Annotated in this window: 27 protein-coding genes and 1 pseudogene; 27 read left to right on the top strand and 1 reads right to left on the bottom strand. The window is 51.9% G+C overall.

Annotated features, from left to right (window positions below; genetic code table 11):
- Positions 1–57 precede the first annotated feature (57 nt).
- From AAZR23_RS19270 to AAZR23_RS19190, 17 genes are all read left to right on the top strand, one after another.
- Positions 58–639, top strand: a complete 582-nt coding sequence (locus AAZR23_RS19270; RefSeq protein ID WP_052925985.1) for a hypothetical protein — start codon at positions 58–60, stop codon at positions 637–639.
- Positions 614–2,587: a phage terminase large subunit family protein gene (locus AAZR23_RS19265; RefSeq protein WP_434694385.1), complete on the top strand. Its 1,974-nt coding sequence runs from the start codon at positions 614–616 to the stop codon at positions 2,585–2,587. Before AAZR23_RS19270 ends, AAZR23_RS19265 begins: the two co-directional genes overlap by 26 nt.
- A gap of 9 nt (positions 2,588–2,596) precedes the next feature.
- The gene (gpW, locus tag AAZR23_RS19260; protein WP_004904843.1) at positions 2,597–2,848 is read left to right on the top strand and encodes a gpW family head-tail joining protein; all 252 of its coding nucleotides are present in this window, start codon (positions 2,597–2,599) and stop codon (positions 2,846–2,848) included.
- Positions 2,848–4,500, top strand: coding sequence for a phage portal protein (locus tag AAZR23_RS19255; protein WP_404932263.1), 1,653 nt, complete (start codon positions 2,848–2,850; stop codon positions 4,498–4,500). The genes gpW and AAZR23_RS19255 overlap by 1 nt, the downstream gene beginning before the upstream one ends.
- Positions 4,497–5,351: a S49 family peptidase gene (locus AAZR23_RS19250; RefSeq protein WP_434694384.1), complete on the top strand. Its 855-nt coding sequence runs from the start codon at positions 4,497–4,499 to the stop codon at positions 5,349–5,351. The genes AAZR23_RS19255 and AAZR23_RS19250 overlap by 4 nt, the downstream gene beginning before the upstream one ends.
- A gap of 2 nt (positions 5,352–5,353) precedes the next feature.
- A complete protein-coding gene (locus AAZR23_RS19245) occupies positions 5,354–5,965 on the top strand; it encodes a hypothetical protein (RefSeq protein WP_434694383.1) in 612 nt (203 codons plus the stop codon).
- The gene (locus AAZR23_RS19240; protein WP_434694382.1) at positions 5,965–6,357 is read left to right on the top strand and encodes a head decoration protein; all 393 of its coding nucleotides are present in this window, start codon (positions 5,965–5,967) and stop codon (positions 6,355–6,357) included. Before AAZR23_RS19245 ends, AAZR23_RS19240 begins: the two co-directional genes overlap by 1 nt.
- 72 nt (positions 6,358–6,429) lie before the next feature.
- Positions 6,430–7,476: a major capsid protein gene (locus AAZR23_RS19235; protein ID WP_434694381.1), complete on the top strand. Its 1,047-nt coding sequence runs from the start codon at positions 6,430–6,432 to the stop codon at positions 7,474–7,476.
- 12 nt (positions 7,477–7,488) lie between these two features.
- Positions 7,489–7,860 carry a hypothetical protein gene (locus AAZR23_RS19230; RefSeq protein WP_087769818.1) on the top strand — a complete coding sequence of 124 codons (372 nt, stop codon included), beginning with the start codon at positions 7,489–7,491 and terminating at the stop codon, positions 7,858–7,860.
- Complete coding sequence (locus AAZR23_RS19225) at positions 7,850–8,188, top strand: head-tail joining protein (RefSeq protein WP_166707890.1); 339 nt, start codon at positions 7,850–7,852, stop codon at positions 8,186–8,188. Before AAZR23_RS19230 ends, AAZR23_RS19225 begins: the two co-directional genes overlap by 11 nt.
- Positions 8,188–8,736 carry an ATP-binding protein gene (locus AAZR23_RS19220; protein ID WP_434694380.1) on the top strand — a complete coding sequence of 183 codons (549 nt, stop codon included), beginning with the start codon at positions 8,188–8,190 and terminating at the stop codon, positions 8,734–8,736. Before AAZR23_RS19225 ends, AAZR23_RS19220 begins: the two co-directional genes overlap by 1 nt.
- Positions 8,737–8,738: 2 nt before the next feature.
- Positions 8,739–8,906, top strand: a complete 168-nt coding sequence (locus tag AAZR23_RS19215) for a DUF2635 domain-containing protein (protein ID WP_004904824.1) — start codon at positions 8,739–8,741, stop codon at positions 8,904–8,906.
- On the top strand, positions 8,903–10,384 hold the full coding sequence (locus AAZR23_RS19210; RefSeq protein WP_434694379.1) for a phage tail sheath subtilisin-like domain-containing protein: 1,482 nt from the start codon (positions 8,903–8,905) through the stop codon (positions 10,382–10,384). Before AAZR23_RS19215 ends, AAZR23_RS19210 begins: the two co-directional genes overlap by 4 nt.
- A gap of 9 nt (positions 10,385–10,393) precedes the next feature.
- Entirely contained in the window at positions 10,394–10,762 is a 369-nt protein-coding gene (locus tag AAZR23_RS19205) for a phage tail tube protein (protein WP_318711308.1), read from the top strand.
- A gap of 2 nt (positions 10,763–10,764) precedes the next feature.
- Complete coding sequence (locus AAZR23_RS19200) at positions 10,765–11,055, top strand: phage tail assembly protein (protein WP_166707887.1); 291 nt, start codon at positions 10,765–10,767, stop codon at positions 11,053–11,055.
- A gap of 118 nt (positions 11,056–11,173) precedes the next feature.
- Positions 11,174–13,084 (top strand): hypothetical protein, encoded by a 1,911-nt coding sequence (locus tag AAZR23_RS19195; RefSeq protein WP_434694377.1) that lies wholly within the window; start codon positions 11,174–11,176, stop codon positions 13,082–13,084.
- A gap of 33 nt (positions 13,085–13,117) precedes the next feature.
- The gene (locus tag AAZR23_RS19190; protein ID WP_434694375.1) at positions 13,118–13,624 is read left to right on the top strand and encodes a hypothetical protein; all 507 of its coding nucleotides are present in this window, start codon (positions 13,118–13,120) and stop codon (positions 13,622–13,624) included.
- Between the two features lie 19 nt (positions 13,625–13,643).
- On the opposite strand, the gene AAZR23_RS19185 is transcribed toward AAZR23_RS19190, so the two are convergent.
- Positions 13,644–13,964: an Arc family DNA-binding protein gene (locus AAZR23_RS19185; protein ID WP_434694373.1), complete on the bottom strand. Its 321-nt coding sequence runs from the start codon at positions 13,962–13,964 to the stop codon at positions 13,644–13,646.
- A gap of 123 nt (positions 13,965–14,087) precedes the next feature.
- Here AAZR23_RS19185 and AAZR23_RS19180 point away from each other — a divergent pair, with 123 nt between their 5' ends.
- The 10 genes and pseudogenes from AAZR23_RS19180 to AAZR23_RS19135 form a co-directional block, all read left to right on the top strand.
- Positions 14,088–14,258, top strand: coding sequence for an Arc family DNA-binding protein (locus tag AAZR23_RS19180; RefSeq protein ID WP_214209064.1), 171 nt, complete (start codon positions 14,088–14,090; stop codon positions 14,256–14,258).
- Between the two features lie 68 nt (positions 14,259–14,326).
- A complete protein-coding gene (locus tag AAZR23_RS19175; RefSeq protein WP_434694371.1) occupies positions 14,327–14,914 on the top strand; it encodes a BRO-N domain-containing protein in 588 nt (195 codons plus the stop codon).
- 60 nt (positions 14,915–14,974) lie between these two features.
- A complete protein-coding gene (locus AAZR23_RS19170; RefSeq protein WP_434694368.1) occupies positions 14,975–15,703 on the top strand; it encodes a hypothetical protein in 729 nt (242 codons plus the stop codon).
- Positions 15,704–15,779: 76 nt separating this feature from the next.
- Positions 15,780–17,180: a DNA circularization protein gene (locus tag AAZR23_RS19165; RefSeq protein WP_434694366.1), complete on the top strand. Its 1,401-nt coding sequence runs from the start codon at positions 15,780–15,782 to the stop codon at positions 17,178–17,180.
- On the top strand, positions 17,177–18,247 hold the full coding sequence (locus AAZR23_RS19160; RefSeq protein ID WP_434694364.1) for a phage baseplate assembly protein: 1,071 nt from the start codon (positions 17,177–17,179) through the stop codon (positions 18,245–18,247). The genes AAZR23_RS19165 and AAZR23_RS19160 overlap by 4 nt, the downstream gene beginning before the upstream one ends.
- Positions 18,248–18,249: 2 nt before the next feature.
- Entirely contained in the window at positions 18,250–18,834 is a 585-nt protein-coding gene (locus AAZR23_RS19155; RefSeq protein ID WP_318669194.1) for a phage baseplate assembly protein domain-containing protein, read from the top strand.
- Complete coding sequence (locus tag AAZR23_RS19150) at positions 18,834–19,271, top strand: phage GP46 family protein (RefSeq protein ID WP_318669182.1); 438 nt, start codon at positions 18,834–18,836, stop codon at positions 19,269–19,271. Before AAZR23_RS19155 ends, AAZR23_RS19150 begins: the two co-directional genes overlap by 1 nt.
- Positions 19,272–20,411: a baseplate J/gp47 family protein gene (locus tag AAZR23_RS19145; protein WP_318669183.1), complete on the top strand. Its 1,140-nt coding sequence runs from the start codon at positions 19,272–19,274 to the stop codon at positions 20,409–20,411. It abuts the gene before it with no gap.
- Positions 20,408–21,001 carry a YmfQ family protein gene (locus tag AAZR23_RS19140; protein ID WP_098935915.1) on the top strand — a complete coding sequence of 198 codons (594 nt, stop codon included), beginning with the start codon at positions 20,408–20,410 and terminating at the stop codon, positions 20,999–21,001. The genes AAZR23_RS19145 and AAZR23_RS19140 overlap by 4 nt, the downstream gene beginning before the upstream one ends.
- 50 nt (positions 21,002–21,051) lie before the next feature.
- Positions 21,052–21,457 (top strand): annotated as a pseudogene (locus AAZR23_RS19135) (hypothetical protein); the annotation flags it as partial.

The raw sequence follows: 21,457 nt of genomic DNA, 5'->3' as shown, positions 1-21,457 counted from the left end.
ATGTCCCGCGCAATGTCCCATGTGCCCCGATGTCCCACGTCAGCAGGAAAATGTCCCATGACCACGATGAATATTTCCGACTATGCGAAGCATGCGGATGTGAACCGCAAGACGATCACCCGGTGGATAAAGGCCGGAAAATATATCGTGATGGCCGGGGATGAAATCGACGTGGAGGCCAGCGACCGGAATCTGAAAAAGTACCGGGACAGTAAAGACCCGCGCACAAAGAATGCGGCGAAAAAATCTGACGCTCCGGAGAAAAAACCAGCAAAAGAAAAAAGCAGTTTTCAGCAGCGTGCCGAATCTGTGTATGCAGAGCTGGTTTCCGGCGAAGAGGAAGTCCGTGATCTGGAAAAGTCCAGAGCCATCAAAGAGCACTACTTTGCAGAGCTGGCCCGGCTGGAGTACGAAGAGAAATCCGGCATGGTGCTGCCGTGGCAGGACATGATCGACAAGGTGGGCGAGGAATATCATGCTATGCGCACCCGCCTGATTGCGATAGCCCCTGAACACGGCCCCCGCCTGCGGTCGCTGGCACTGACTTCCTCTGATACAGAGTTTGTGGCCGCGCTGCAGGACATTATTCATGAGGCGATGGAGGAATTGAGCCTTGACCACAGTGAACAGGGGGGATAATGCATGGCAACAATTCACCCGTGCACTGAGTCAGAAACGCGCTGTCGTCAGACCTCCGGAAGCCTTATCGCTGAGCGGGTGGGCGAACAAATACGCGGTGCTGTCGAAAGAAAACGCCGCACAGACCGGCCGGTTCCGGTCATTTAAATATCAGGATGGCATTATGGATGCCTTTACCGATCAGTCGGTAACTCAGGTGTCCGTGATGAAATCTGCCCGTGTCGGGTATACCAAGATTCTCGACCATGCCGTTGCTTATTACCTGTCGCATGACCCGTCCCCGATCCTGGTGGTTCAGCCCCGAGTGGAGGATGCGGAGGACTACAGTAAGACCGAAATTGCGCCGATGCTGCGTGATACCCCGGCACTGAAAGCCATTGCCGGTGAGGCCAAAGCTAAAGACAGCGGCCAGACCATCCTCAAAAAGCAGTTTTCCAACGGAGCCAATTTAACGCTGGTGGGCGCAAACTCACCCGGCGGGTTTCGTCGTATCACCTGCCGGATCATCCTGTTTGATGAAGTGGACGGTTATCCGTCCGGCGGGGCCGGTTCGGAGGGTGACCAGATTGCTCTGGGTATCAAACGCTCAGAGACATTCTGGAACCGGAAAATCGGCCTCGGTTCAACGCCGACCGTAAAGAACGTCAGCCGTATCGAGAAAGCCTATAACGAAAGTGATCAGCGGCACTACTGGGTACCGTGTCCGCACTGTGGTGAGTTTCAGATTCTGGAATGGGGCGGACCCGATACGCCGTACGGTATGAAGTGGGATAAAGACAAAGACGGTAACGGGTTGCCGGATACCGCGTATTACGTCTGCCGCCATAACGGGTGTGTTATTCACGACAGCGATAAACCGCTGATGATTAAAAACGGGGAATGGCGCGCTGAAAAGCCGTTTACCGGTCACGCAGGATTTCATATCTGGGCGGCGTACAGCCTGTTCCCGAACGCAGCCTGGCCGAATCTGGTGAAAGAATGGCTGCGGGTGAAAGATGATCCGCTGATGCGGCAGACCTTTATCAACCTGGTACTCGGTGAACCATATGAGGACCGGGGTGAAAAAGCCCTGAGCGAACAGAAATTACTGGAGCGCTGCGAAGTGTGGGCGGCGGAAGTGCCGGACGGTGTCACGCTGCTGACGGCCGGTATTGATACGCAGGATGACCGCTTTGAGATTGAGGTGGTCGGCTGGGGCCGCAGTGAGGAAAGCTGGTCAGTCGCCCACGATGTGATTGAAGGGGATCTGGAAACACCGGAGCCGTGGGAGCGCCTCGATGCGTACCTGAAACAAATCTGGCGGCGTGCCGATGGTCGCGGATTTGCCATTATGGCGGCCTGCATGGACTCCGGAGGACACCACACCCAGGCCGTTTATGATTTCTGTAAAGCGCGTCTCGGTCGCAGGATTTGGGCTGTCAAAGGTGAATCCGCCCGTGGCGGTAAACGCTCACCGATCTGGCCGACAAAACGCATTACATCCCGTTCGAAAGCCGGATTTAAACCGGTAATTATCGGTGTGAACGCGGCAAAAGATGCGGTACGCGGTCGTCTGCATCTGGAACCACCGGCAGCAGGCGAACCGGCACCGGCGTATATGCATTTCCCGGTTGATCGTGATTTGCAGTATTTTGGTCAGCTTCTGGCAGAGCGGTCAGTAATTAAAGTGTCCGGCGGTCAGCGGTACCGGGTCTGGGAGCAGATACCGGGGCGGGCAAACGAAGCACTGGACTGCCGCGTGTACAGCTATGCCGCGCTGTGCGGCCTGATGTATATGGGGCTGAAACTTAATGCGCTGGCTGACGCTGTCGCCGGTAATCCGGAACGGCTTATTGAACCGCCGGCAGAGACTCAGACCAAAGTTAACCTTCGCTTCCCGGGGGCGATCATCCCGGAGGAAACCAATGAAAAGCCTCAGCGGAAGCGGATATCCCAGCTTTTGCCATAAGGAGTGTCAATGTCACGAATTACCACGCTGCTTACCGGCATGAGTGATGCGCAGTTAAAGCAGGCGCTTGTTCAGGCGCAGCAGGCCTATATCGACCTGTCAACCGGTGCCAAAGGCGTTTCATTTTCCTATACACAGGGTGACGGGACGCGATCGGTGTCCTATCAGCAGACCAGTCTTGGCGACCTATTGGCGCTGATCCAGACAATACAGGCCATGCTGGGGATCTCCCGCAGGCGTCCAATCAGGGTGAGGTACTGATGAGTGTACAAATCTTAGGAGCGGACGGGCGCCCGCTGCCTCCGGCTGCCCCGAAAATGAAATACGGGGCACTGTCCGGCAGTGGCCGGGTGCCGTATGACGCGGCGGATTCATTCAGTGATCAGATGGCGAACTGGCAGCCCGCGCTGTGGTCGCCGGATAATGAAATAAATATCTACCGTGACCGCATTGTGTCACGTATGCGTGATCTGGCACGGAATGACGGCTGGGCGTCCGGCTCGATAACCCGAGTCCTGGATAATGCGGTGGGTGCCTGTTACCGGCCGGTATTCAAACCCGATTACCGGATGCTCAGGCAACTGACCGGCAATAAGGCATTTGATGCGGTGTGGGCTGCCGAGTACAGCCGGTTTATTACCGCGCACTGGCGCTCATGGGCGAATGACAAAGGCCGGTACTGTGATGTTGAACGCAAGCAGACCGTATCGCAGATGCTGCGGCTGGCTTTCCGTCACAAGTTGCTGGACGGTGACGCGCTGGCGGTTCTGCAGTACCGTCCTGACCGGCTTGGTCACGGCAAGGCCCGTTATGCGACGACAGTTCAGATTGTTGACCCCGATCGCCTGAGCAACCCGCAGCAGAATTTTGACATGCCAAATATCCGTGGCGGGGTGGAGATTGACGGTGACGGTGCCCCGATAGCCTATCACATCCGTGAAGCCCATATGGGCGACTGGTGGGCCGGTAAAAAAACCATGACCTGGAAACGCATTCAGCGTGAAACGTCATGGGGTCGTCCGGTGGTGGTGCATGATTTTGATATGGAGCGCGGTGCTCAGCACCGGGGGATCGGTATTCTGGCCCCCATCGTTCAGAAGCTGAAAATGCTGATTAAGTACGATGAATCAGAACTGGAGGCGGCAATCCTCAATGCCATTTTCGGGGCGTATATCGAATCCCCGTATGATGCGCAGATGGTGGCTTCCGCCCTGGGGGATACCGGCGATTTTACCGGTGATGAACTCAGTGCCTACCAGACACAGCGGACAGAATACTATCAGGATAAGCGACTCAATCTTCAGAACGGCGCACGTATCCCGCACCTGTTCCCGAATGAAAAAATAGTCACACTGTCCGCTGCCCGGCCGACCAGTAACTTTGACGGCTTTGAAAGTGCGGTGCTGCGGAATATCTCTGCGGCCACCGGTCTGTCAGCCCAGCAGGTCACGCAGGACTGGTCTGATGTTAACTATTCCTCAGCCCGTGCCGCCATGCTGGAAGCCTGGAAAACCCTGACCCGCCGCCGTGATGATTTCTCAAACGGCTTCGCACAACCGATAGCGGTGGCCTTTGCCGAAGAAATTCACGATGTGGAAGATGTTCCGTTACCGAATGATGCCCCGGACTTTATGGACGCATCAGCATCCTACTGCCGCGCGCGGTGGATGGGGCCGGGTCGCGGCTGGGTGGATCCGGTCGCAGAGAAAAAAGGCGCCATCCTCAGTATGGAAGCCGGTTTCTCAACACTGGAAATGGAAGTGGCTGAAAACATGGGTGAGGACTGGGAAGAGTTGGTCGATCAGCGCAGCTATGAACTTCAGCGGTTTGAAGAGCTCGGATTGCCGCCACCCAGCTGGGCAGTGGCAGATACCTTTGCACCAAACCCCGAAAATAAACAGGAGGCGAAGTGAATTTACCCCACCTGGCACAGAAGCTGTTTAACACGCCTCTTGCCATACACCCGCAGAAAGCGGAAGTGATTGTGTCATCACTGACAGAGCGGCTCGGTATCACGCAGATCCGCAGCGCCATGATGGAAGACGATGACGAATATTTCAGCCGTAAAGCTCGGAAAGACAGCGGGTATGACGTGCTGGAGGGCATCGCGATTATCCCGGTCTACGGCACACTGGTTCAGAAACTCGGCACACTGCGGCCGTATAGCGGCATGACCGGTTATGACGGCATCCGCCGGGCCTTCCTGACCGCCGTTAACGATCCGGAAGTGAAGGGTATCTGTCTGGATATCGACTCCCCCGGCGGTGAAGTGGCCGGTTGTTTTGACCTGGTTGATTTGATTTATGCCGAACGCGGCAAAAAGCCCATTCACGCCATTCTGTCCGAAAATGCCTTTTCCGCTGCTTATGCCATTGCCAGCGCCGCGGACAAAATTTACGTCCCGCGTACCGGCGGTGTCGGTTCGGTCGGGGTGATCGTCATTCACTGCGACTGGTCACAGCACATCAAGGATGACGGGCTGAAAGTGTCCATTATCACCTACGGGAACCGCAAAGCGGAAAGTAATCCGTATGTGGCGCTGAGTGATGAGGCGAAAGCCGCCATTCAGCACGATGTCGATGAAATGGGGCGTCTGTTTGTGAGCACTGTTTCCCGTAACCGCGGACTGTCTGAGACAGTGATCCGCAATACACAGGCCGCCTGTTATCTGGCAGCCGAGGGCGTACAGATGGGTCTGGCTGATGTGGTTGCCAGTCCTGATGTCGCATTTCAGGAACTGATGAAAGAATCCGGAGTAATTTAACTATGGCAGACAATAAGTTTACTTTTGCACACCTTATCGGCCTTGGTAAAAAAGCCAGAGCCTCGGAAGAGGATGAAGATAAAAAAGTGCGCAAAGCCAAAGGCGGCAAAGCGGAAGAGGACGAGCGCGACGAAGATGCGGAAGACGATGAAGATCGTGAAGGCGCAGAAGATCAGGACGACGAAAAGCAGGGCCGTAAAGCTAAAAAAGCCGGAGGCGACGACGATGATCCTGACGCCGAAGATGATGAAGACGCGGAAGGTGATGACGAAGACGCCGAAGACGACGATGAAAATAAAGACGTGAAAAAAGGCCGCCGCGCTGAACGCAAACGCTGTGCCCGCATCTTTGGCAGCAAGGCTGCCGCCGGTCGTCCGGATATGGCTGCACATCTGGCATTCAATACCCGAATGTCTTCATCCGAAGCGATCAGCACCCTGAAGGCAATGGGTGCGGTACAGCCCGCAACACAGCGCGCATCGCTCGACAGCCGCATGCGGGCAGAGCAGCAGGTACGCATCAGTCCGGATGCTCAGGCACCGGCAGCGGGTACCGCCGCCGCGCTGGTTCATCAGATGACCAGTCTTTATAACAGCAACAAGGGAGCGAAATAATGGAACAGTTCTCACAAAACCCGTTTCAGCCGGGAGTGCGTCAGGCGGTATTTAATCCGGATCAGCTGATCTCCGGTCCGCTTCAGGTTGTTACCGATACCGGCATTATTGCCAAAGCCGGTATTCTGAAGCGCGGCACCATCCTCGGTATGGTCACCGCCTCCGGGGAATACGTGATCAGCAAAAAAGATGCAACAGACGGCAGTGAAAAGCCGAGTGCAATTTTGGTTGATGATGTCGATACCACGACTGATGCTGTGAGCGGCGGCCTGTATCTGATGGGTGAATTTAACCAGAACCGCATTATCCATGATGACACCTGGACCGCAGCCGATCTTAAAGCAGCAATGCGCCAGTTCTCTATCTTCCTGCGCGACAGCGTACAAGCCTGATCTTCCCTTTAATACAGACGTCCTGATGTCAGCTATGGCAGGCATTGTGACGTCTTTTATACGAGAAAAAGCATGAATATTTTCGATACCAATGTATTAATCCAGGTTGTTCCGAATCTGATGACCAGTCAGAACTGGCTGCTGGATAAGTTTTTCCCGAATATCACGGAATCCGATACCGAAGAGGTTTCCATTGATGTGGATGTCGGCCTGCGCCGTCTGGCGCCGTTCGTTTCGCCGCTGGTGGAAGGTAAGCTGGTGGAATCCCGTAAGTTCCAGACCAACAGCTTTAAACCGGCGTATATCAAAGACAAACGTGCACCGGATCTGCGCAAACCCATCCGCCGTCAGATTGGTGAGCGCATCGGCGGTCAGTATTCTGCCGCTGAACGTGAAATGCTGAACCTGCAGTTCGAACTGACTGACCAGATTGACATGATCAACCGCCGTCTGGAATGGATGGCGGCCAGTGCACTCCAGACCGGTACGGTGACAGTAACCGGTGAAGGTTATGAAACTCAGGTGGTGGATTTCGGGCGTTCGTCCGATCTGACTATTGCCCTGAGCGGTGCCGATAAATGGCCGGAAACCGTGGAAGCAGGAAAAACCAACACCAAACCGACTGATGACATCGAAGACTGGGCGCAGCGCATGCTGAAGGAGTCCGGTGCGGTGGCGACCGATATCGTGTTCACCACCAAATCGTGGAAAGCTTTCCGTCTGGACACATCGGTTAAGGATAGCGCCATTACCTTCCCTGCGCTTTCTCCGTTCGGTAACCAGATTAACCCGGGTACGCAAATCAAAACAGGTGCTGTATACAAAGGCCGCTGGGGTAATTATGACCTGTGGGTATACAACGACTGGTTTATTGATCCGCTGGATGGTAAAGAAAAACCGATGATTGCTGACGGCTCGGTGATTATGTCCGGCGCTGACCTGATGGGGACCCGTGCATTTGGTGCCATTATCGACCCGGCATTCAATTACGGCCCGATGGCCTATGCGCCGAAGTCCTGGCTGCAGCACGATCCGGCGCAGCGTTTTATTATGGTTCAGTCTGCGCCGCTGGTCATCCCGAGCCGTGTTAACGCATCACTGTGTGCCGTTGTGGTTTAACAGGGGGATTTGATGGCGAATAAAAAAAATACGCCGGAGAAACCACAGGAGCCGGGCGGCCTGCCGCCCGAGCTGATGGTTCCCGGTCAGGTTAATCCGGTGAAGGATCCGGAGACTGCCGGCAGTGAACCGGTAACCGAAACCGTATCAGCGCAGAATTTCACTCCGGAACCTGACCCGGAAGCCGATGGTGTGTATGTGGTGGTCAAAGGCCGCAGTGTGCAGCATGACGGTGAGTTTTACCGGGAAAACCAGCAAATCACGCTGGATGATTCTGATGCTGTCCGCCTGATTGATCTGGGCGTGGTGATGTCCCTGGAGGCAGTGCGGGAAAAACTGGCGAAAGCCAACCCGCCCGGCACTGTAACCATCAATGGGCGTTGACTGGGATAAACACCTGCTGGGGCCGCTGCACAACGTCTTTGCGGAAAAAGCGCGCTGGGAACCGGTGAAAAGTGCCAAAGGCGCAGAATTTTACGACATCGACGGCATTTTTGACCGGGCCTATTTCCAGAACTACGAAAGCATGGACGGTGAAAGCGGTATCAATACCACCCGTCCGATCCTCGGTGTGCGCGATGTTATTTTTACTGTGCCTCCGGCGAAAGGGGATCGGGTATTTGTCTACAGCGTCAGCACCCTGTTTGTGGTATCCGATGTACAGCCGGACAGCCACGGCGGGACGCATCTGATCCTGAATAAGGTGAAATAATGAATGCCGCCAGAGTTCGCGAGCTGGTTGTTGCTGCCCTGAAGGGGAAAACCGGCGCGGAAGACCGCGTGTATTCCCCGCAGGACCGGCCGACCACCAATGCGGAATACCCCTGCATTATCGTGCAGACCCCGTTTGATGAAAAACACTCCCTGGGCCGTAACGTTCCGCAGTTCAACACCGTAACCACGGTCCGCGTCACCGGCCGCCTGGAAGAGTTCGATGAGGAAGACCGGAACGGCGCCATAAAAGCAGAGCTGGCACTGGAAGCCCTGCGGGAACAGATTGAACGGGCGGTAATTAACAGTTATGAGCTGACCCGGCAAATCCAGCAGTTCCTGAATATCCGCTCTCAGATAAACATCAGTGCCGCCGGTGAAGGTCATATGGCGCAATTGCTGATGGATCTGGATATCGAATATTACCAGGGGCCGGAGGAGTTTTACCCGGTTGACGCGGATCCGCTTACCGGTATCGATATCAGTGTTCAGATGCCTGACGGCAGTCCGGAACATCACGTCTCCATCGACCTGACTAATCAGGAGTAACCATGTTTGTAAAACCCGTAAAAGGCCGCAGCGTCCGCTGTCCGGTCAAAGGGGAGCTTTTGCCTGAATCCGGGCAGGACGTCCCCGATAATGTTTTCTGGCGCACCCGTCTGAATCAGGGGGATGTCGTGCCGGGTAATCCTCAGAAAGTGAAGGAGCAAAAAGCATGACAGTGCCATTTGCCACTATTCCGCAGAATCTGCGGACTCCGCTGTTTTTCGTTGAGTTTGATAACTCGATGGCCAACACAGCAACTGCCACGCAGCGCACGCTGTTAATCGGCCAGATGCTGGAAGGTGCGGCGGGCAAAGACAGCATTCCTGAGCGTATAACATCAGGGACGCAGGCCGCAGAGCGTTTTGGTCGCGGATCTATGCTGCACACCGAAGCGGATGCGTATTTCCGTAATGACACAGCCGGTGAAGTGTGGGTGTTACCGCTGGCGGATGCTGAATCGCAGACAGCAGCTGCCGGTAAACTGAAAATTACCAGTGCCGCTAATGATACCGGTGTTATTTCACTGTATATCGCGGGTATCCGTGTTCAGATGGCCGTTGTGGCTACGGACACAGCGGAAGCTATCGCAACCGGACTGACTAAAGTGATTAACCGCAATGCGAACCTGTCGGTAACAGCAGCAGCAGAGGCGGATACGGTTACTCTGACGGCCAAAAACAAAGGCGCTCACGGTAACGGGATTGATATCCGGCTGAACTACCTCGGGCTGACCGGGGGCGAGTTGGCACCGTCCGGTTTTGAAATGACCATCACGGCGATGTCCGGCGGTAACGGCGCTCCGGATCTGCTTAATGGTCTGGCGAATCTGAAAGACCGATCCTTTGATTTTATCGTGAACCCGTATACCGATACGGTGTCTCTCGATGTGGTGAAAACCTTTCTGGCAGACCGCTGGGCGTGGGACAAACAGTTGTACGGCCACAGCTACGGAGTGATCACCGGCACCTATGGTCAGCTGGCTGATTTTGGTGAAAAGCGTAACGATCAGCATGCCTCTCTGCTCGGAGTGAATGGTTCACCCTCACCGGATTATCAGTGGAGTGCAGCATATACCGGTGCTATTGCCCAGAGCCTGCGTAATGATCCGGGCCGCCCGTTACAGACGCTGGTTATCAGTGGTGTGCTGCCGCCGGACGACACGAAGATTCTTGAACTGACTGAGCGCAATAACCTGCTGCACAGCGGTATCTCCACATTTACCGTGGATGACGACGGTACCGTGCGGGTTGAGAATATCATCACGACCTACCAGAAAAACGCCTACGGCGATAATGACGACAGTTACCTGCAGGTGGAAACGCTGTATCTGCTGATGTTTGTCTCCCGCTATCTGCGCACCCAGGTGACCAGTAAATTCGGACGTATGAAACTGGCAGATGACGGGACCCGCTTCGCACCGGGGTCTGCAATCGTCACGCCGAATATCATCCGGGCAGAACTGATCGCGCAATATGGTTTCCTGGAATTTAACGGTCATGTGCAGGACGCGAAAGGGTTTGCCAAAGGCCTGAAAGTCGAGCGCAACAGCCAGAACCCGAACCGTGTTGATGTCCTGTGGACCGGTACCCTCATTAACCAGCTGCGCGTGTTTGCGCTGCTTAACCAGTTCCGCCTGATGCCGGGTAACTAAGGAGAAATCATGGGCGATACATCTAACCGTCTGGCGGGAACGGCTCACGTCTCCGTCAACGGTATGTCAATTATGGTGGCGGCGGACTTTAAATACAGTCCGTCCACGGTCACCCGCGAAACCCTGACCGGTATGGACTATGTCCACGGTTACAAAGAAAAGCCGGTTGCCGGTTTTATCGCGATGCGTGTCCGTGATTCCGGCGGTACCACTGTGGCGGATTTCAACGGCATGACCAATGTGAACGTGGTGGCTGAACTGGCGAACGGCAAAACCATCATCGGTCAGGGGCTCTGGGTTGTTCAGACTCAGGAAGTAAACAGCGAAGACGCCGTGTTTGACGTGCGTTTTGAAGGTCGTTCGGTAACGGAGAACTAATTGTGGAAACAACAAAAACTATCAAGCTGAGTAAACCGCTGGAATCCAATGACGGCAAAGTCCGTTATGAGGAAGTTAACCTGCGTGAGCCGTGCCTGTTCGAAGTGGAACAGTTTTATAACGAGATGGATAAAACGATTGGTTCTCTTCCGGCTATGCGTCTGCTGATCGTGCTGGTCAGCGGGGTGCCGGATCAGGCGGTTAAGCGAATGGCAATTTCTGATTTTGTGGAATGCCGTGATTTCCTGATGGATTTTTTGACTTTAACGCCTGGCAAAAATATCAGCAAATAAGTGCCGATTTAACGTACTTTTTCCGGTGGGGGCCGAGTGATGCATGGAATATGGCCCCCAGCCGGTTGTTGTGGTGGGCTTCACAGGCAGCCCGAATTAACAAAATGAGGCAGTAATTATGGCGGGAAATACCTTTGATTTTGAACTGAATGCTGATGATCAGGCCAGTCAGGAAATTGCCAATATTGAAGCAGAGTTAAATAAGCTTCGCCCTGTTTTAAAGGATGTGCGCGAAAGCCTTAAAATGGGTGGTGATGAATCAATTTCCGGATTAAGGGATGTTGGCGAAAGAATTCGTGACATGTCCGATTTTTCGAAAAAAGGCGCTCAAAGCATCGGAGATATGATCCCGCCACTGAAAAACTTCGGCGAGTTGTCCGGTAAGTATATGGACATGGCTAAAAAAATTGGGGGCATCGGAGCCATTGGCTACGCCGGGTATCAAATGGTCAGCCAGGTACCGGAACAAGCCAAGAAAGCGACAGAAGTCTCAACCAGTGCCAAAAATACGGGAATGAGCGTTGAGGAAGGCACGCGTCTTACGGGCACGCTTATTCAAAAAGGGTCTACAGAGGAGGATGCCCGCAATATTATTGAAAATCAGTTTGAACAGTTCAGCAGAGCTCAGAATGGTGATGATAATGATTTACGGGCTGCTATTCGCAGTATTGGTGCGGAAATTTCCACCAATAAAGACGGCAGCGTTAATATGGTTGAGACACTAAAGAGTCTTGAAGCCACGATTAAAGTACTGCCGGAACATCGAAACTGGGAGCTCAGGGATAAATTAAAGCTACCACCGGAGCTTATTGCCCTGTTACGGGAAGGAGATTTACAGGGGCGGCTGGATAAATCAGATCGCATGGGGCATACACGTAAAGATGCCGTTGTTGAGCAACTCAGTGAAATGGATGCGGCCCTTAAAAATATTTCAGCGGCATACGAGGGAGCAAAAACTAAAACTGGTGATGCGGTTTCAGGTGCGTTACTTTCAGATGGATCAGTAATCGATGGTCTGAATGGTGTAGAGCAGATACTGACATACGGGCCTGATAACGTGGCACTTATGCAAACAATGGGTTTCCTGCATGATAATGATTCTGACATCTTGCGAACCACATATAACACGCCGGAGCTTTACGGTAATTTGGGCATGTGGGATCAGTCGATGGTGGATTTCGGTATTATGACAGACGATATCCGTAAAAACTATGAGGGGTGGACGAAAGAGCGGGAGTCAGCAAGAAAAGCACAGGAAAAAGAGGAAGAAAAACAGCGACAGGCCAATGCGCCGGACGGCTGGAAACAGGATAGCGGATATGATCCTAATGTTCGTGCGTTCCGTAATAACAACCCGGGTAATGTGCGGTGGACTAATAATGAGATTGGCAGAGATCGCGAAGGCGTTGATGCTCAGGGTAACAAAAAAGGGTTTGGTATTTTAAAGGATGAAAATGACGGACGTGCAGCTCTCGCCAGACAGTTATTATTATATATGGACCGAGGCAATAACACGATCAATGGAATACTGAATGATTACGCACCAGGTGCGGATAATAATGATACTAACGGCTATATTCAGCATCTGACAAAGCATATGGGGGTGACACCAAATACCCCATTAGACATGTATAACCCTGAAATATTGGCTCAGATGATGAACGGTATCATAAAAAAGGAATCAGGATATCAACCATACTCTTATGATGAAATGATGGGTTCAATAGATGACGCGGTGAATAGTTCCCGATGGGCCGGAAAGAGAAACCCACAACGACTCTTAGAGCAGCGTGAACAGTGGACTATGCGACATAATCAGGATGAATCAAAAGCAACACCTATTATTAACACGGAGAAGGATCCTGCTGAGGTGTTGATGGGTTTTGCTGAACAACTGGCACGAGTGTTGGATGAAAATAAAGCTGGTGGTACCTTGGAAATAGTTCTGACTAACTCGGATACGGGTACAAAAAGCAGCGTCAACGTAAAACCTAAAGGCAGGGTGACAACCGCGATGAATATGCCGTAGTATATAAAAAATGTTAATCATAAGGTTGAAAATATGAAAAAATTGCTTTTGTCTATCCCTATATTATTAATCTCATATTCTGTAAATGCTGCATGGACCTCAAATTCTGAGGATAATATCTTTGGAGAAAAGGATGCTCTATTGGTAGGTCAGTTAAACGTTTCCAACGCGGTATCATTATTCAGATGCTCGGGAGATAAATTATCTTTTTCTTATGTTGAATTTACTAAAGATGCCGATTTTAAAGGTAGACCAGCCGATCTTCTGTTTAAAGTGGATGGAAATAACGTCATTAAGTTCGATGCGGAATTCAGAGTGAAAAATAATAAGTCTGTAGAAGCAATCTCTTACGATGAAGGAAAGATAACCAAAGCTTTAAGTGAGCTTAAATCCGCAAACAGTAAGTACCTTATAGGCGTTAATATTAAAGGCTCCAGCTTTGATCCAGACGATAATTATAAAATATCGCACCCAGGGAATGTTGCAAGGTCTACGGCAGAGGTAAATAAATTCGTAAAAGCATGTGATATTAAATTATAAATAAAGCCCCGGAAGGGGCTTATTTTTTGGGTGAAATATTCAATAAATTAATTCCAGAATCCTCATCCTTTAGGTTAAATAATTTTCGTTTCTGTTCTTCAAATTCTTCCAAGGCCAGTATCATTCTTCTGGCAGCAATCTTAAATTCAGTCGGAGTTGATTTATCGAAGTCATCAACATTGCTAATATCGTCACGAATGAGTGCGTCCTGAAGTATTTGTACAATTTCTGAATTGATAGACCGCCCGTTTTCTTTTGCCCGCTCAGCAATGGCGTCCTTCATCCCATCCGGAAGTCTTAGGTTGAATTTATCTTGTAACTGACTTGGGTACTTTGCCATCACCATCACCTGAATATGTATACAAAAAAAACATTGTAGGATTAACTTGACACCACATGCAATGGTGTTAAATTAATCCCATGGTATTAATTTAATCCCAATGATAGCAAAGGAGATATGTTGATGGATGCGCTTTATACCCAGCGAGCAACAGAAAAATATAACTTAAGACTTCCAAAGCGCATAAAAGAGCGCTTGGAGAAACAGGCAAGGGAGGAGGGGTTGTCACTTAATTCAGCAATTATTCAACGTCTGGTGTGGAGCTTGAATAATGAAGATCGGATGCGTGGTTAAAAGAAAGCCCCAGTTGCACGAACAACTGAGGCCAGTTGCCAAATACCCTTACGACAGGAATAAATGACATGAACAGTGTAGCGAAAACAGACTTAACTTTCCAGAAATTCACATTTAACCCTGTAACCGAAAACGGGCAGGTGTGGCTGACCTCGGCGGAGTTGGCTAGAGCGCTGGAATACTCAAGCAGTAAATCAATCAGTACTCTGTATTCACGAAATGAGGATGAGTTTACGCCGGCAATGACTCAGGTCATCGAAGTGATGACCTCAGGAAATTACAGAAAGAGAATCCGGATCTTTTCTCTCAGAGGTGCGCATCTTCTGGCAATGTTTGCCAAAACAGAAGTCGCAAAGTTATTCAGAAAATGGGTGCTGGATATCCTGGATCATCAGCCTGTCCGGGATTTAAAAGCAAAGTCACCTACGCAAAGAGAAATTGATGCACATAACATCAACTCATTGGCCGGGCACTACGAATTTTTTTATTCAGCCTGGAAAGAAGAAATCTATCCGGCACTGAAATTACTTGGCTCTCCTCTGGCAGGAAGGTTATCGGATCGGTTTCAGGATGGAAATGCTTTCGTCACTCGCTTAAAGCAGGACATAAACAGGAGGTTATCAGCAGGAGAAAAACCGTGGATAGAACTGAAATAGAAAAGCCAACAGGGGCAAGCTGCTGGCTGATTCCAAACTTAACCAAAAGGAAAAGTTGTAATGAACGAATTGACTTTATCAAATAGCTTTGGCGTTGTCACGGGCAAAGTAATCGATACGCAAAAGCTGCTTTCCATGATCAACATGGCTCGCAAGTCGTGCGGTGAAAATCAAATCCGCAATAACGTATTGATTGAACGGGTAAAAGACGAATTGGATGGGGAGCACTACAAAATTTTTGTAGTTCAAAAACCAAACAATACATCGTCTGAAATCATCGAAATGGAGATCAAGCAGGCGCTGCGCGTTGCTGCCCGTGAATCAAAAGCTGTTCGTCGTGTGCTGGTGGATAAATTAGAATCGATGCATGTTTCGGCACAGAAATCCGGAAGAAGTCAGTCTGGGCTTCCTGAATATCGCCAGGCGCGGACACTAAAAATGTCAGTAGATGCTATCAGTGATCTGTTCGGCATGATGCCAAATCTTAGCCCGGAAGCAAAACAGTGTGCAGCGGCGAATATCGTGAATCCAATAGTCGGGTTTGAGGCTGTTCCTCTGCCGGTTCTTGAGCAGAAATATTATACCGCCGGTGAAGTTGGTGAAATGCTGGAAGTGTCTGCGAATAAGATAGGCCGGATCGCCAACAAGCATGAACTGAAAACCGATGAGTTCGGTAAATTCTTCCTCGATAAATCGGCACACTCTGCAAAGCAGGTTGAATCGTTCCGCTATAACGATGAAGGCATTAAAGCACTTCGCCATATTATTCATGGTCAGCAGGTAGCGTAATTCCCACAGGCCACGGATGGCCTTACAAAACAAATAATCATGCCGCTTAATTGCGGTTTTTTCCGTTGGAGCCCACATGCCAATTATCAAAGACGCCATATCTGATGTACTCGGCATTGAGCCGGACTGGAATTGGTCAGAACACCTGCAGCAGGCTTCATTCCGTGGTGTGCCGTTCGGTGTGATCAGCGGTGAAAGTGTTTACGGTCGCCGCCAGGCCATTCACGAATATGCCTACCGCGATCAGTCCTGGATAGAGGATATGGGGCGCAGTAACCGGCGGATCACCATAAAAGGATTCCTGATTCAGGACAGTCTCGTTTATGACGCGCCGGATGTTATCACCCAGCGCTACAATCTGGTGGCCGCCTGTGAAGTTGGTGAGGCCGGAACGCTGGTTCACCCGACACTCGGAGAAATGACCGTCAGCGTGACTGAGAGCGGCCTGCGGGTGTCAGAAAACGCAGAAAGCGGCCGGGTGTTTGAGTTTGAGCTGGTGGTTATCGAGTCCGGCCTGAAAGTGTTTGCCATCACCGGCAGTGAAAAAACTGGTGAACTGACATTCGGGCAGTGGCTGAAAGAAGCAGCGCATACCACCCTGAAGACGATCGCCATGATTAAAGGTGAGGTCAGGTCTGTCACGCAGATGATGAAGACGCTGAAACAGACTGCGGATTTTTGGGTAAATATGGTCAGCAGTTCAGTTGATGAGGTCACTAATCTCAGTAACTCGCTGAACAGTGTGTTCGGCAGCAATAAATACGGTCGCTATCAGAAAGGCAGCGCGGGCGGGGCGGTGTCCGGTGCGACCGGCAAGCGCATACATCAGGGTGATACTGATGACCGTGAAATTATCGATAAAACGCTGAACCAGGCCATTATTGACCGGCAAAGGCTGGATGAAACACTCAGCGCGGTCAGTGATGCTGAAACCCCCGAAGATGTGATCGCACAGATACAGCAGGTGTTTGTCATCCTGATAACAATGGACGGTGACACCGGCCAGAAGATGCAGATCCTGAATACATTATCCCGTTTCCGCAATCTGGAATATCAGCAGGCGGAGCAGGATAAAAGAATTGCCGCACTGGCTGAAATGATGCTGGTTGTGCTGGCGGCATCGGCGCTTTCGGTTGTGGCCGGACAGTCTGACCCGACAAACAGCACCGGGGCCGCCGGATATCAGCGGGAAGTCTGTGAATCCCTCGATGATGCCATGACTATCACCGGGGATCTGGCGCTGGATGACATCTATCTTACCCTCCTGAACCGGCGCGAACAGGTTGTCATTTTCTTCACTGATAAAGGCTCCGAACGCGGCCGCCTGTCGTCTTACGCTCTGCCGTCGGTGCTGCCGTCTCTCAATATTGCCAACCGCCTGTATCAGGATGCAACCCGCAGCGACGAACTGGTGATGGAGACTCAGCCACGGCATCCGGCGTTTATGCCGGTGAGATTTAAGGCACTGAAAAAATGACGGAAGAGACGAAAAAAACCGAAGAATTATCCCTGGTGATAAACGGCAAGCGTATTTCCGGCTGGGACAGTGTCCGGGTTACCCGTGGTATTGAACGGCTGCCGAACGATTTTGAAATCAGCCTGATGGATTACTACCCGGCAACGGATGAAAAACAGCTGTTTAAACCGGGCGACCCCTGTGAGGTGTTCCTCGGTCAGGATCGGGTTATTACCGGTTATATCGACACGTGGAACGGGCAGATCAATAAAAATCAGCATCAGATAAGTGTCTCCGGCAGGGGGAAGTGTCAGGACCTGGTGGACTGCTCAGCCAAATGGCCGAACAACGTGATCAGCCAGTCCAACGCCCTGCAAATTGCACAGAAACTGGCGCAGTGGTACGGAATAGAAGTGACGAGTACCATTCCTGATAGTGAATTACAGATTGTTCCGCAATTCACTCTGAACTGGGGAGAAGTTTGCCAGCAGGTGATCGAACGCTGCTGCCGGTACTCTGCACTACTGTATTACGAACAGCCGGACGGAAACCTGCTGCTGACCCGCGTCAGTGACAAGGTGGCGGCCAGCGGCGTGGAGCAGGGTAAAAATATCGAAAGTGCTGATTTCTCGGATTCTATGGCAGAGCGCTATTCCGATTATACCGGTGTGTCGCTGTCTGTTACCCCGTTTGCCGGGGATGTGTCAGCGGTACAGAACGCCTCGGCGCGGGATCCGGAGGCCGGGAAAATGCGGTACCGGAATTATATCACCATCATCGAAAGCACCCTGATCACCGCTAAACGGGAGCAGGAGAGTATCGACTGGGAAATGAACCGCCGTTACGGACGCTCAAAAATCCTGAGTGTGATGGTGGACAGCTGGCGGGATGCCTCCGGGAAACTGTGGGAGCCGAACACGATGATCCCGATAGATATTCCGGTTCTTGGGGTGACGGATAAATTCTGGACGCTGTCGGATGTGACCTATCTGCGGGATGCCGGCGGGACACGTGCGACATTACAGCTGATGCCGCCGGAAGCATTCATTGCTGAACCGTATGAATTTTACCAGGTAATAAGGGTGTGACGATGAGTGATCAGGTCCGCGATTTAAAAACCCGGATGTCGATGATGATTGGTGCCGGTAAATCCAGTATCACCAAAGATGACGGAGCGATACAGACCATCCAGTACAGCACCGCACTGGAAGTCCGTGACGGCACTTACCGTATGACGGAATTTGGCTTTTCTTCCTCTCTGCCGCCGGGGTCGGATGTTCTGATTGCCTATCTAGGCGGTAACCGTTCCAGTGCCGTAGTTATCGGCAGCAATCACCCCGGTTCCCGGCATACCGGCCTCTCACCGGGTGAAAGCGTGATGTACAACCTGTGGGGTATGTACATCCACATGACAGAGGACGGCATTGTGATTGAGGCCAAAGATAAAGATGTGACCATCAATAACGCTGATAAGGTGACGGTCAACGCCAAAACAGAAGTGGTGCTGAATACGCCGATCCTGAAAGTGTCCGGTGATGTGATTGATAACTACGGTAGCAATAAATCCACACTGAAAACGCTGCGGGACAGTTACAACACACACAACCATGATGTGAAAAATGTCGAGCCGGGCAGTGCCACCCTAACCAGTAACCCGATTAAGGAGAAAGTCTGATGTCTGATATTTCTTCCTGGTGGAACGCGGACACGCTGCGCGCCGACTGGATAGCCGGAAACGGTGACCTGCTTTCCGGTGATGATTTGCAGTCAGCGATTATGATCAGTCTGTTCACGGACCGTCTGGCGCACAGTGACGATGATTACGACGATGAGTACCGGCGGGGATGGTGGGCCGATACCGGAACTGATGGGTTTATCGGTTCCCGTCTCTGGCTGCTGAGGCGTCAGAAACTGATCACGCAGGTGGCAAAGAAAGCAGAAGATTACGCCCGGGAGGCGCTGGCCTGGCTGATAACTGACGGGGTCGTATCTGATATTCAGATCCGGACACAAATAGTGTGGCCACAGCGGCTGAACATGGTTATCCGCTATCACCGGCCGGACGCCGGTGCGGAAGATCTGCGTTTTTACTGGGTATGGGAGAAACAATAAATGCCGTTTAAGCGTAAAACACTGACGGAGCTGCGGGAGCAGAACCAGAATTTCCTGCGCAATGAACTGAAAGAGCCCGGTGCGCTGCTACGGTATTCCAATATGCGGGTACTGGCGGATATGGATGCCGGTATGGCGCACCTGCATTATGCCTATCTGGATTACATTGCAAAACAGGCAACACCGTTTACCGCAACGGATGAATATCTGGCAGGCTGGGGCGCGCTGAAACGGGTGTACCGCAAACCACCGAACAAAGCTACCGGTACAAAGGTTCAGTTTGACGGCGTGCCGGGCAGCATCATTCCGGCCGGTACGGCGATGACCCGCGGGGATGGATACCGGTACCAGTCTGTTACTGAGGCCCATATTAATTCTGACGGAAAAGGCTTCACATCTGTTGAAGCCATTCTGCCCGGCATTGACGATAATATTTACGGCGGCGGCGCGGCGGGTAACTCACCGGCCGGGACAAAACTGACGCTTGAGATAGCGATATCCGGAGTATTTTCGGAATGCGTCGCTGTTGACCCGATCACCGGCGGCAGTGATATTGAGAACGAAGAGGCTTTCCGTCAGCGTGTCCTGCATGCGTACCAGAAACCACCGCAGGGCGGCAGCGATACAGACTATGAGGGCTGGGCGAAAGAAGTGCCCGGTATTTCCCGTGCCTGGGTAAAACGCCGCCTGCTGGGGGCCGGGTCGGTCGGTATCTACATTATGTGTGACGGCAACAGCAACGGCGGCTTTCCGCTGGGAACTGACGGACCGGCTACCAAAGAAACTTATTCAGTTCATGCGACCGGTGACCAGTTGCGTGTTGCAGATCATATCTGGGATGTGCAGACGGTAACGGCGCTGGTGTGGGTCTGTTCACCTATTGCGAAAAAGATAGATTTTGAAATTGAAGGGCTGAGTCGGGCAACCTCGGAATTACATCAGCAGATAGCCAAAGCCATTGATGATGTGTTCTTCCGGGACAGTGACCCGACCGGCGGCGCAAAAATCTACCTTTCTGACCTGCAGTATGCGATTGCTGATATCCCGGGCACCACCGGCTTTGTCCTGAAAAAACCGGCTGAAAATATAGTTCTGAGCACCGGTGAGCTGGCGCAGCGCGGGGAGGTGTCATACACATGAATTACACCGCTGATGATTACACTCAGGCGATGATCGGACTTGCTCCGCAGGGTATGGCGTGGGACTGGCGTCCGGGGTCGAATATGCATGCTGTTCTCCGGGCGCTGGCTCGTGGTTATGAGGCCTCGGATATTGACGCTGTTCAGCTGCTTGAGGGGGCATTTCCGAAGACGGCCACAACGTTATTGCCGGAGTGGGAAAAAACGCTCGGACTGCCGGATGATTGTGCGATCGGGGAGATGGACACCATTCCGAAACGACAATCCGCAGTTCTTTCAAAACTGCTGCGCACCGGCGGGATGTCAAAACCCTACTACATCAGCCTGGCCGCCGAGATGGGGTACACCATCACCATTACTGAATTCCGGCAGGCAAGGGCAGGGCTGTCGGCCTGCGGTGATGCACTGAACGGTGATGAATGGCCGTTTGTCTGGCGCATCAATGCCGGAAACACGCAGGTGACATACGCGGTCGCCGGCGGCAGTTACTGTGGTGATCCGCTGCGTTCGTGGGGTGAGCATTACCTCGAGTGCCAGTTTAACCAGATTTCTCCCTCTCACACGATCCTTCAGGTCGGTTACGGCCAGTAAACCCTGATTATCAACAAATAATTATCACCTTCACTGAGTGAGGCTTTGTTATGAAAAAAATTGGTGATGTCACCAGTACCGCCGATAAAAACGGCGAGTGGACAAACGGCAACGTGGCCGCCGGTATCGCACCGACCATCCTTGAAGCGGGCTGGCTTAATTCCGTCCAGCGAGAAATTCTCGGCGTTCTGATTGAGGCTGGTATTGCGCAGGATAAAAATAATGATAACCAGCTGAAGGACGCGATCAAAAAAATAATCTCCGGCGGTAACTACGCCACAAAAACAGAAGTAAACAGCAAGCTCGCCAAAGACCAGAACGGCGCAGATATTCCGAATAAACCGAAGTTTATCGAAAACCTTGGTTTAGGAGATGCGGCAAAAAGTGATATCGCGCAGGGCACTGGCACATCAACAACAAGTGTGATGAGTCAGAAAGCAGTGACTGATTTGGCTG

The sequence above is a fragment of the Morganella sp. Je.2.23 genome (genome assembly GCF_051129855.1).
Taxonomy (GTDB): domain Bacteria; phylum Pseudomonadota; class Gammaproteobacteria; order Enterobacterales; family Enterobacteriaceae; genus Morganella; species Morganella sibonii.
This window is presented reverse-complemented; position numbering and strand designations above follow the sequence as displayed.

Excerpts from the sequence above, each read along its gene's own strand:
- AAZR23_RS19175 (WP_434694371.1), top strand. The coding sequence starts at position 14,327 with ATGAACAGTGTAGCGAAAACAGACTTAACTTTCCAGAAATTCACATTT.
- AAZR23_RS19150 (WP_318669182.1), top strand. The coding sequence starts at position 18,834 with ATGTCTGATATTTCTTCCTGGTGGAACGCGGACACGCTGCGCGCCGAC.
- AAZR23_RS19235 (WP_434694381.1), top strand. The coding sequence starts at position 6,430 with ATGAATATTTTCGATACCAATGTATTAATCCAGGTTGTTCCGAATCTG.
- AAZR23_RS19190 (WP_434694375.1), top strand. The coding sequence starts at position 13,118 with ATGAAAAAATTGCTTTTGTCTATCCCTATATTATTAATCTCATATTCT.
- AAZR23_RS19255 (WP_404932263.1), top strand. The coding sequence starts at position 2,848 with ATGAGTGTACAAATCTTAGGAGCGGACGGGCGCCCGCTGCCTCCGGCT.
- AAZR23_RS19145 (WP_318669183.1), top strand. The coding sequence starts at position 19,272 with ATGCCGTTTAAGCGTAAAACACTGACGGAGCTGCGGGAGCAGAACCAG.
- AAZR23_RS19245 (WP_434694383.1), top strand. The coding sequence starts at position 5,354 with ATGGCAGACAATAAGTTTACTTTTGCACACCTTATCGGCCTTGGTAAA.
- AAZR23_RS19160 (WP_434694364.1), top strand. The coding sequence starts at position 17,177 with ATGACGGAAGAGACGAAAAAAACCGAAGAATTATCCCTGGTGATAAAC.
- AAZR23_RS19220 (WP_434694380.1), top strand. The coding sequence starts at position 8,188 with ATGAATGCCGCCAGAGTTCGCGAGCTGGTTGTTGCTGCCCTGAAGGGG.
- AAZR23_RS19165 (WP_434694366.1), top strand. The coding sequence starts at position 15,780 with ATGCCAATTATCAAAGACGCCATATCTGATGTACTCGGCATTGAGCCG.
- AAZR23_RS19215 (WP_004904824.1), top strand. The coding sequence starts at position 8,739 with ATGTTTGTAAAACCCGTAAAAGGCCGCAGCGTCCGCTGTCCGGTCAAA.
- gpW (WP_004904843.1), top strand. The coding sequence starts at position 2,597 with ATGTCACGAATTACCACGCTGCTTACCGGCATGAGTGATGCGCAGTTA.
- AAZR23_RS19170 (WP_434694368.1), top strand. The coding sequence starts at position 14,975 with ATGAACGAATTGACTTTATCAAATAGCTTTGGCGTTGTCACGGGCAAA.
- AAZR23_RS19210 (WP_434694379.1), top strand. The coding sequence starts at position 8,903 with ATGACAGTGCCATTTGCCACTATTCCGCAGAATCTGCGGACTCCGCTG.
- AAZR23_RS19230 (WP_087769818.1), top strand. The coding sequence starts at position 7,489 with ATGGCGAATAAAAAAAATACGCCGGAGAAACCACAGGAGCCGGGCGGC.
- AAZR23_RS19180 (WP_214209064.1), top strand. The coding sequence starts at position 14,088 with ATGGATGCGCTTTATACCCAGCGAGCAACAGAAAAATATAACTTAAGA.
- AAZR23_RS19205 (WP_318711308.1), top strand. The coding sequence starts at position 10,394 with ATGGGCGATACATCTAACCGTCTGGCGGGAACGGCTCACGTCTCCGTC.
- AAZR23_RS19155 (WP_318669194.1), top strand. The coding sequence starts at position 18,250 with ATGAGTGATCAGGTCCGCGATTTAAAAACCCGGATGTCGATGATGATT.
- AAZR23_RS19225 (WP_166707890.1), top strand. The coding sequence starts at position 7,850 with ATGGGCGTTGACTGGGATAAACACCTGCTGGGGCCGCTGCACAACGTC.
- AAZR23_RS19140 (WP_098935915.1), top strand. The coding sequence starts at position 20,408 with ATGAATTACACCGCTGATGATTACACTCAGGCGATGATCGGACTTGCT.
- AAZR23_RS19195 (WP_434694377.1), top strand. The coding sequence starts at position 11,174 with ATGGCGGGAAATACCTTTGATTTTGAACTGAATGCTGATGATCAGGCC.
- AAZR23_RS19270 (WP_052925985.1), top strand. The coding sequence starts at position 58 with ATGACCACGATGAATATTTCCGACTATGCGAAGCATGCGGATGTGAAC.
- AAZR23_RS19240 (WP_434694382.1), top strand. The coding sequence starts at position 5,965 with ATGGAACAGTTCTCACAAAACCCGTTTCAGCCGGGAGTGCGTCAGGCG.
- AAZR23_RS19185 (WP_434694373.1), bottom strand. The coding sequence starts at position 13,964 with ATGGCAAAGTACCCAAGTCAGTTACAAGATAAATTCAACCTAAGACTT.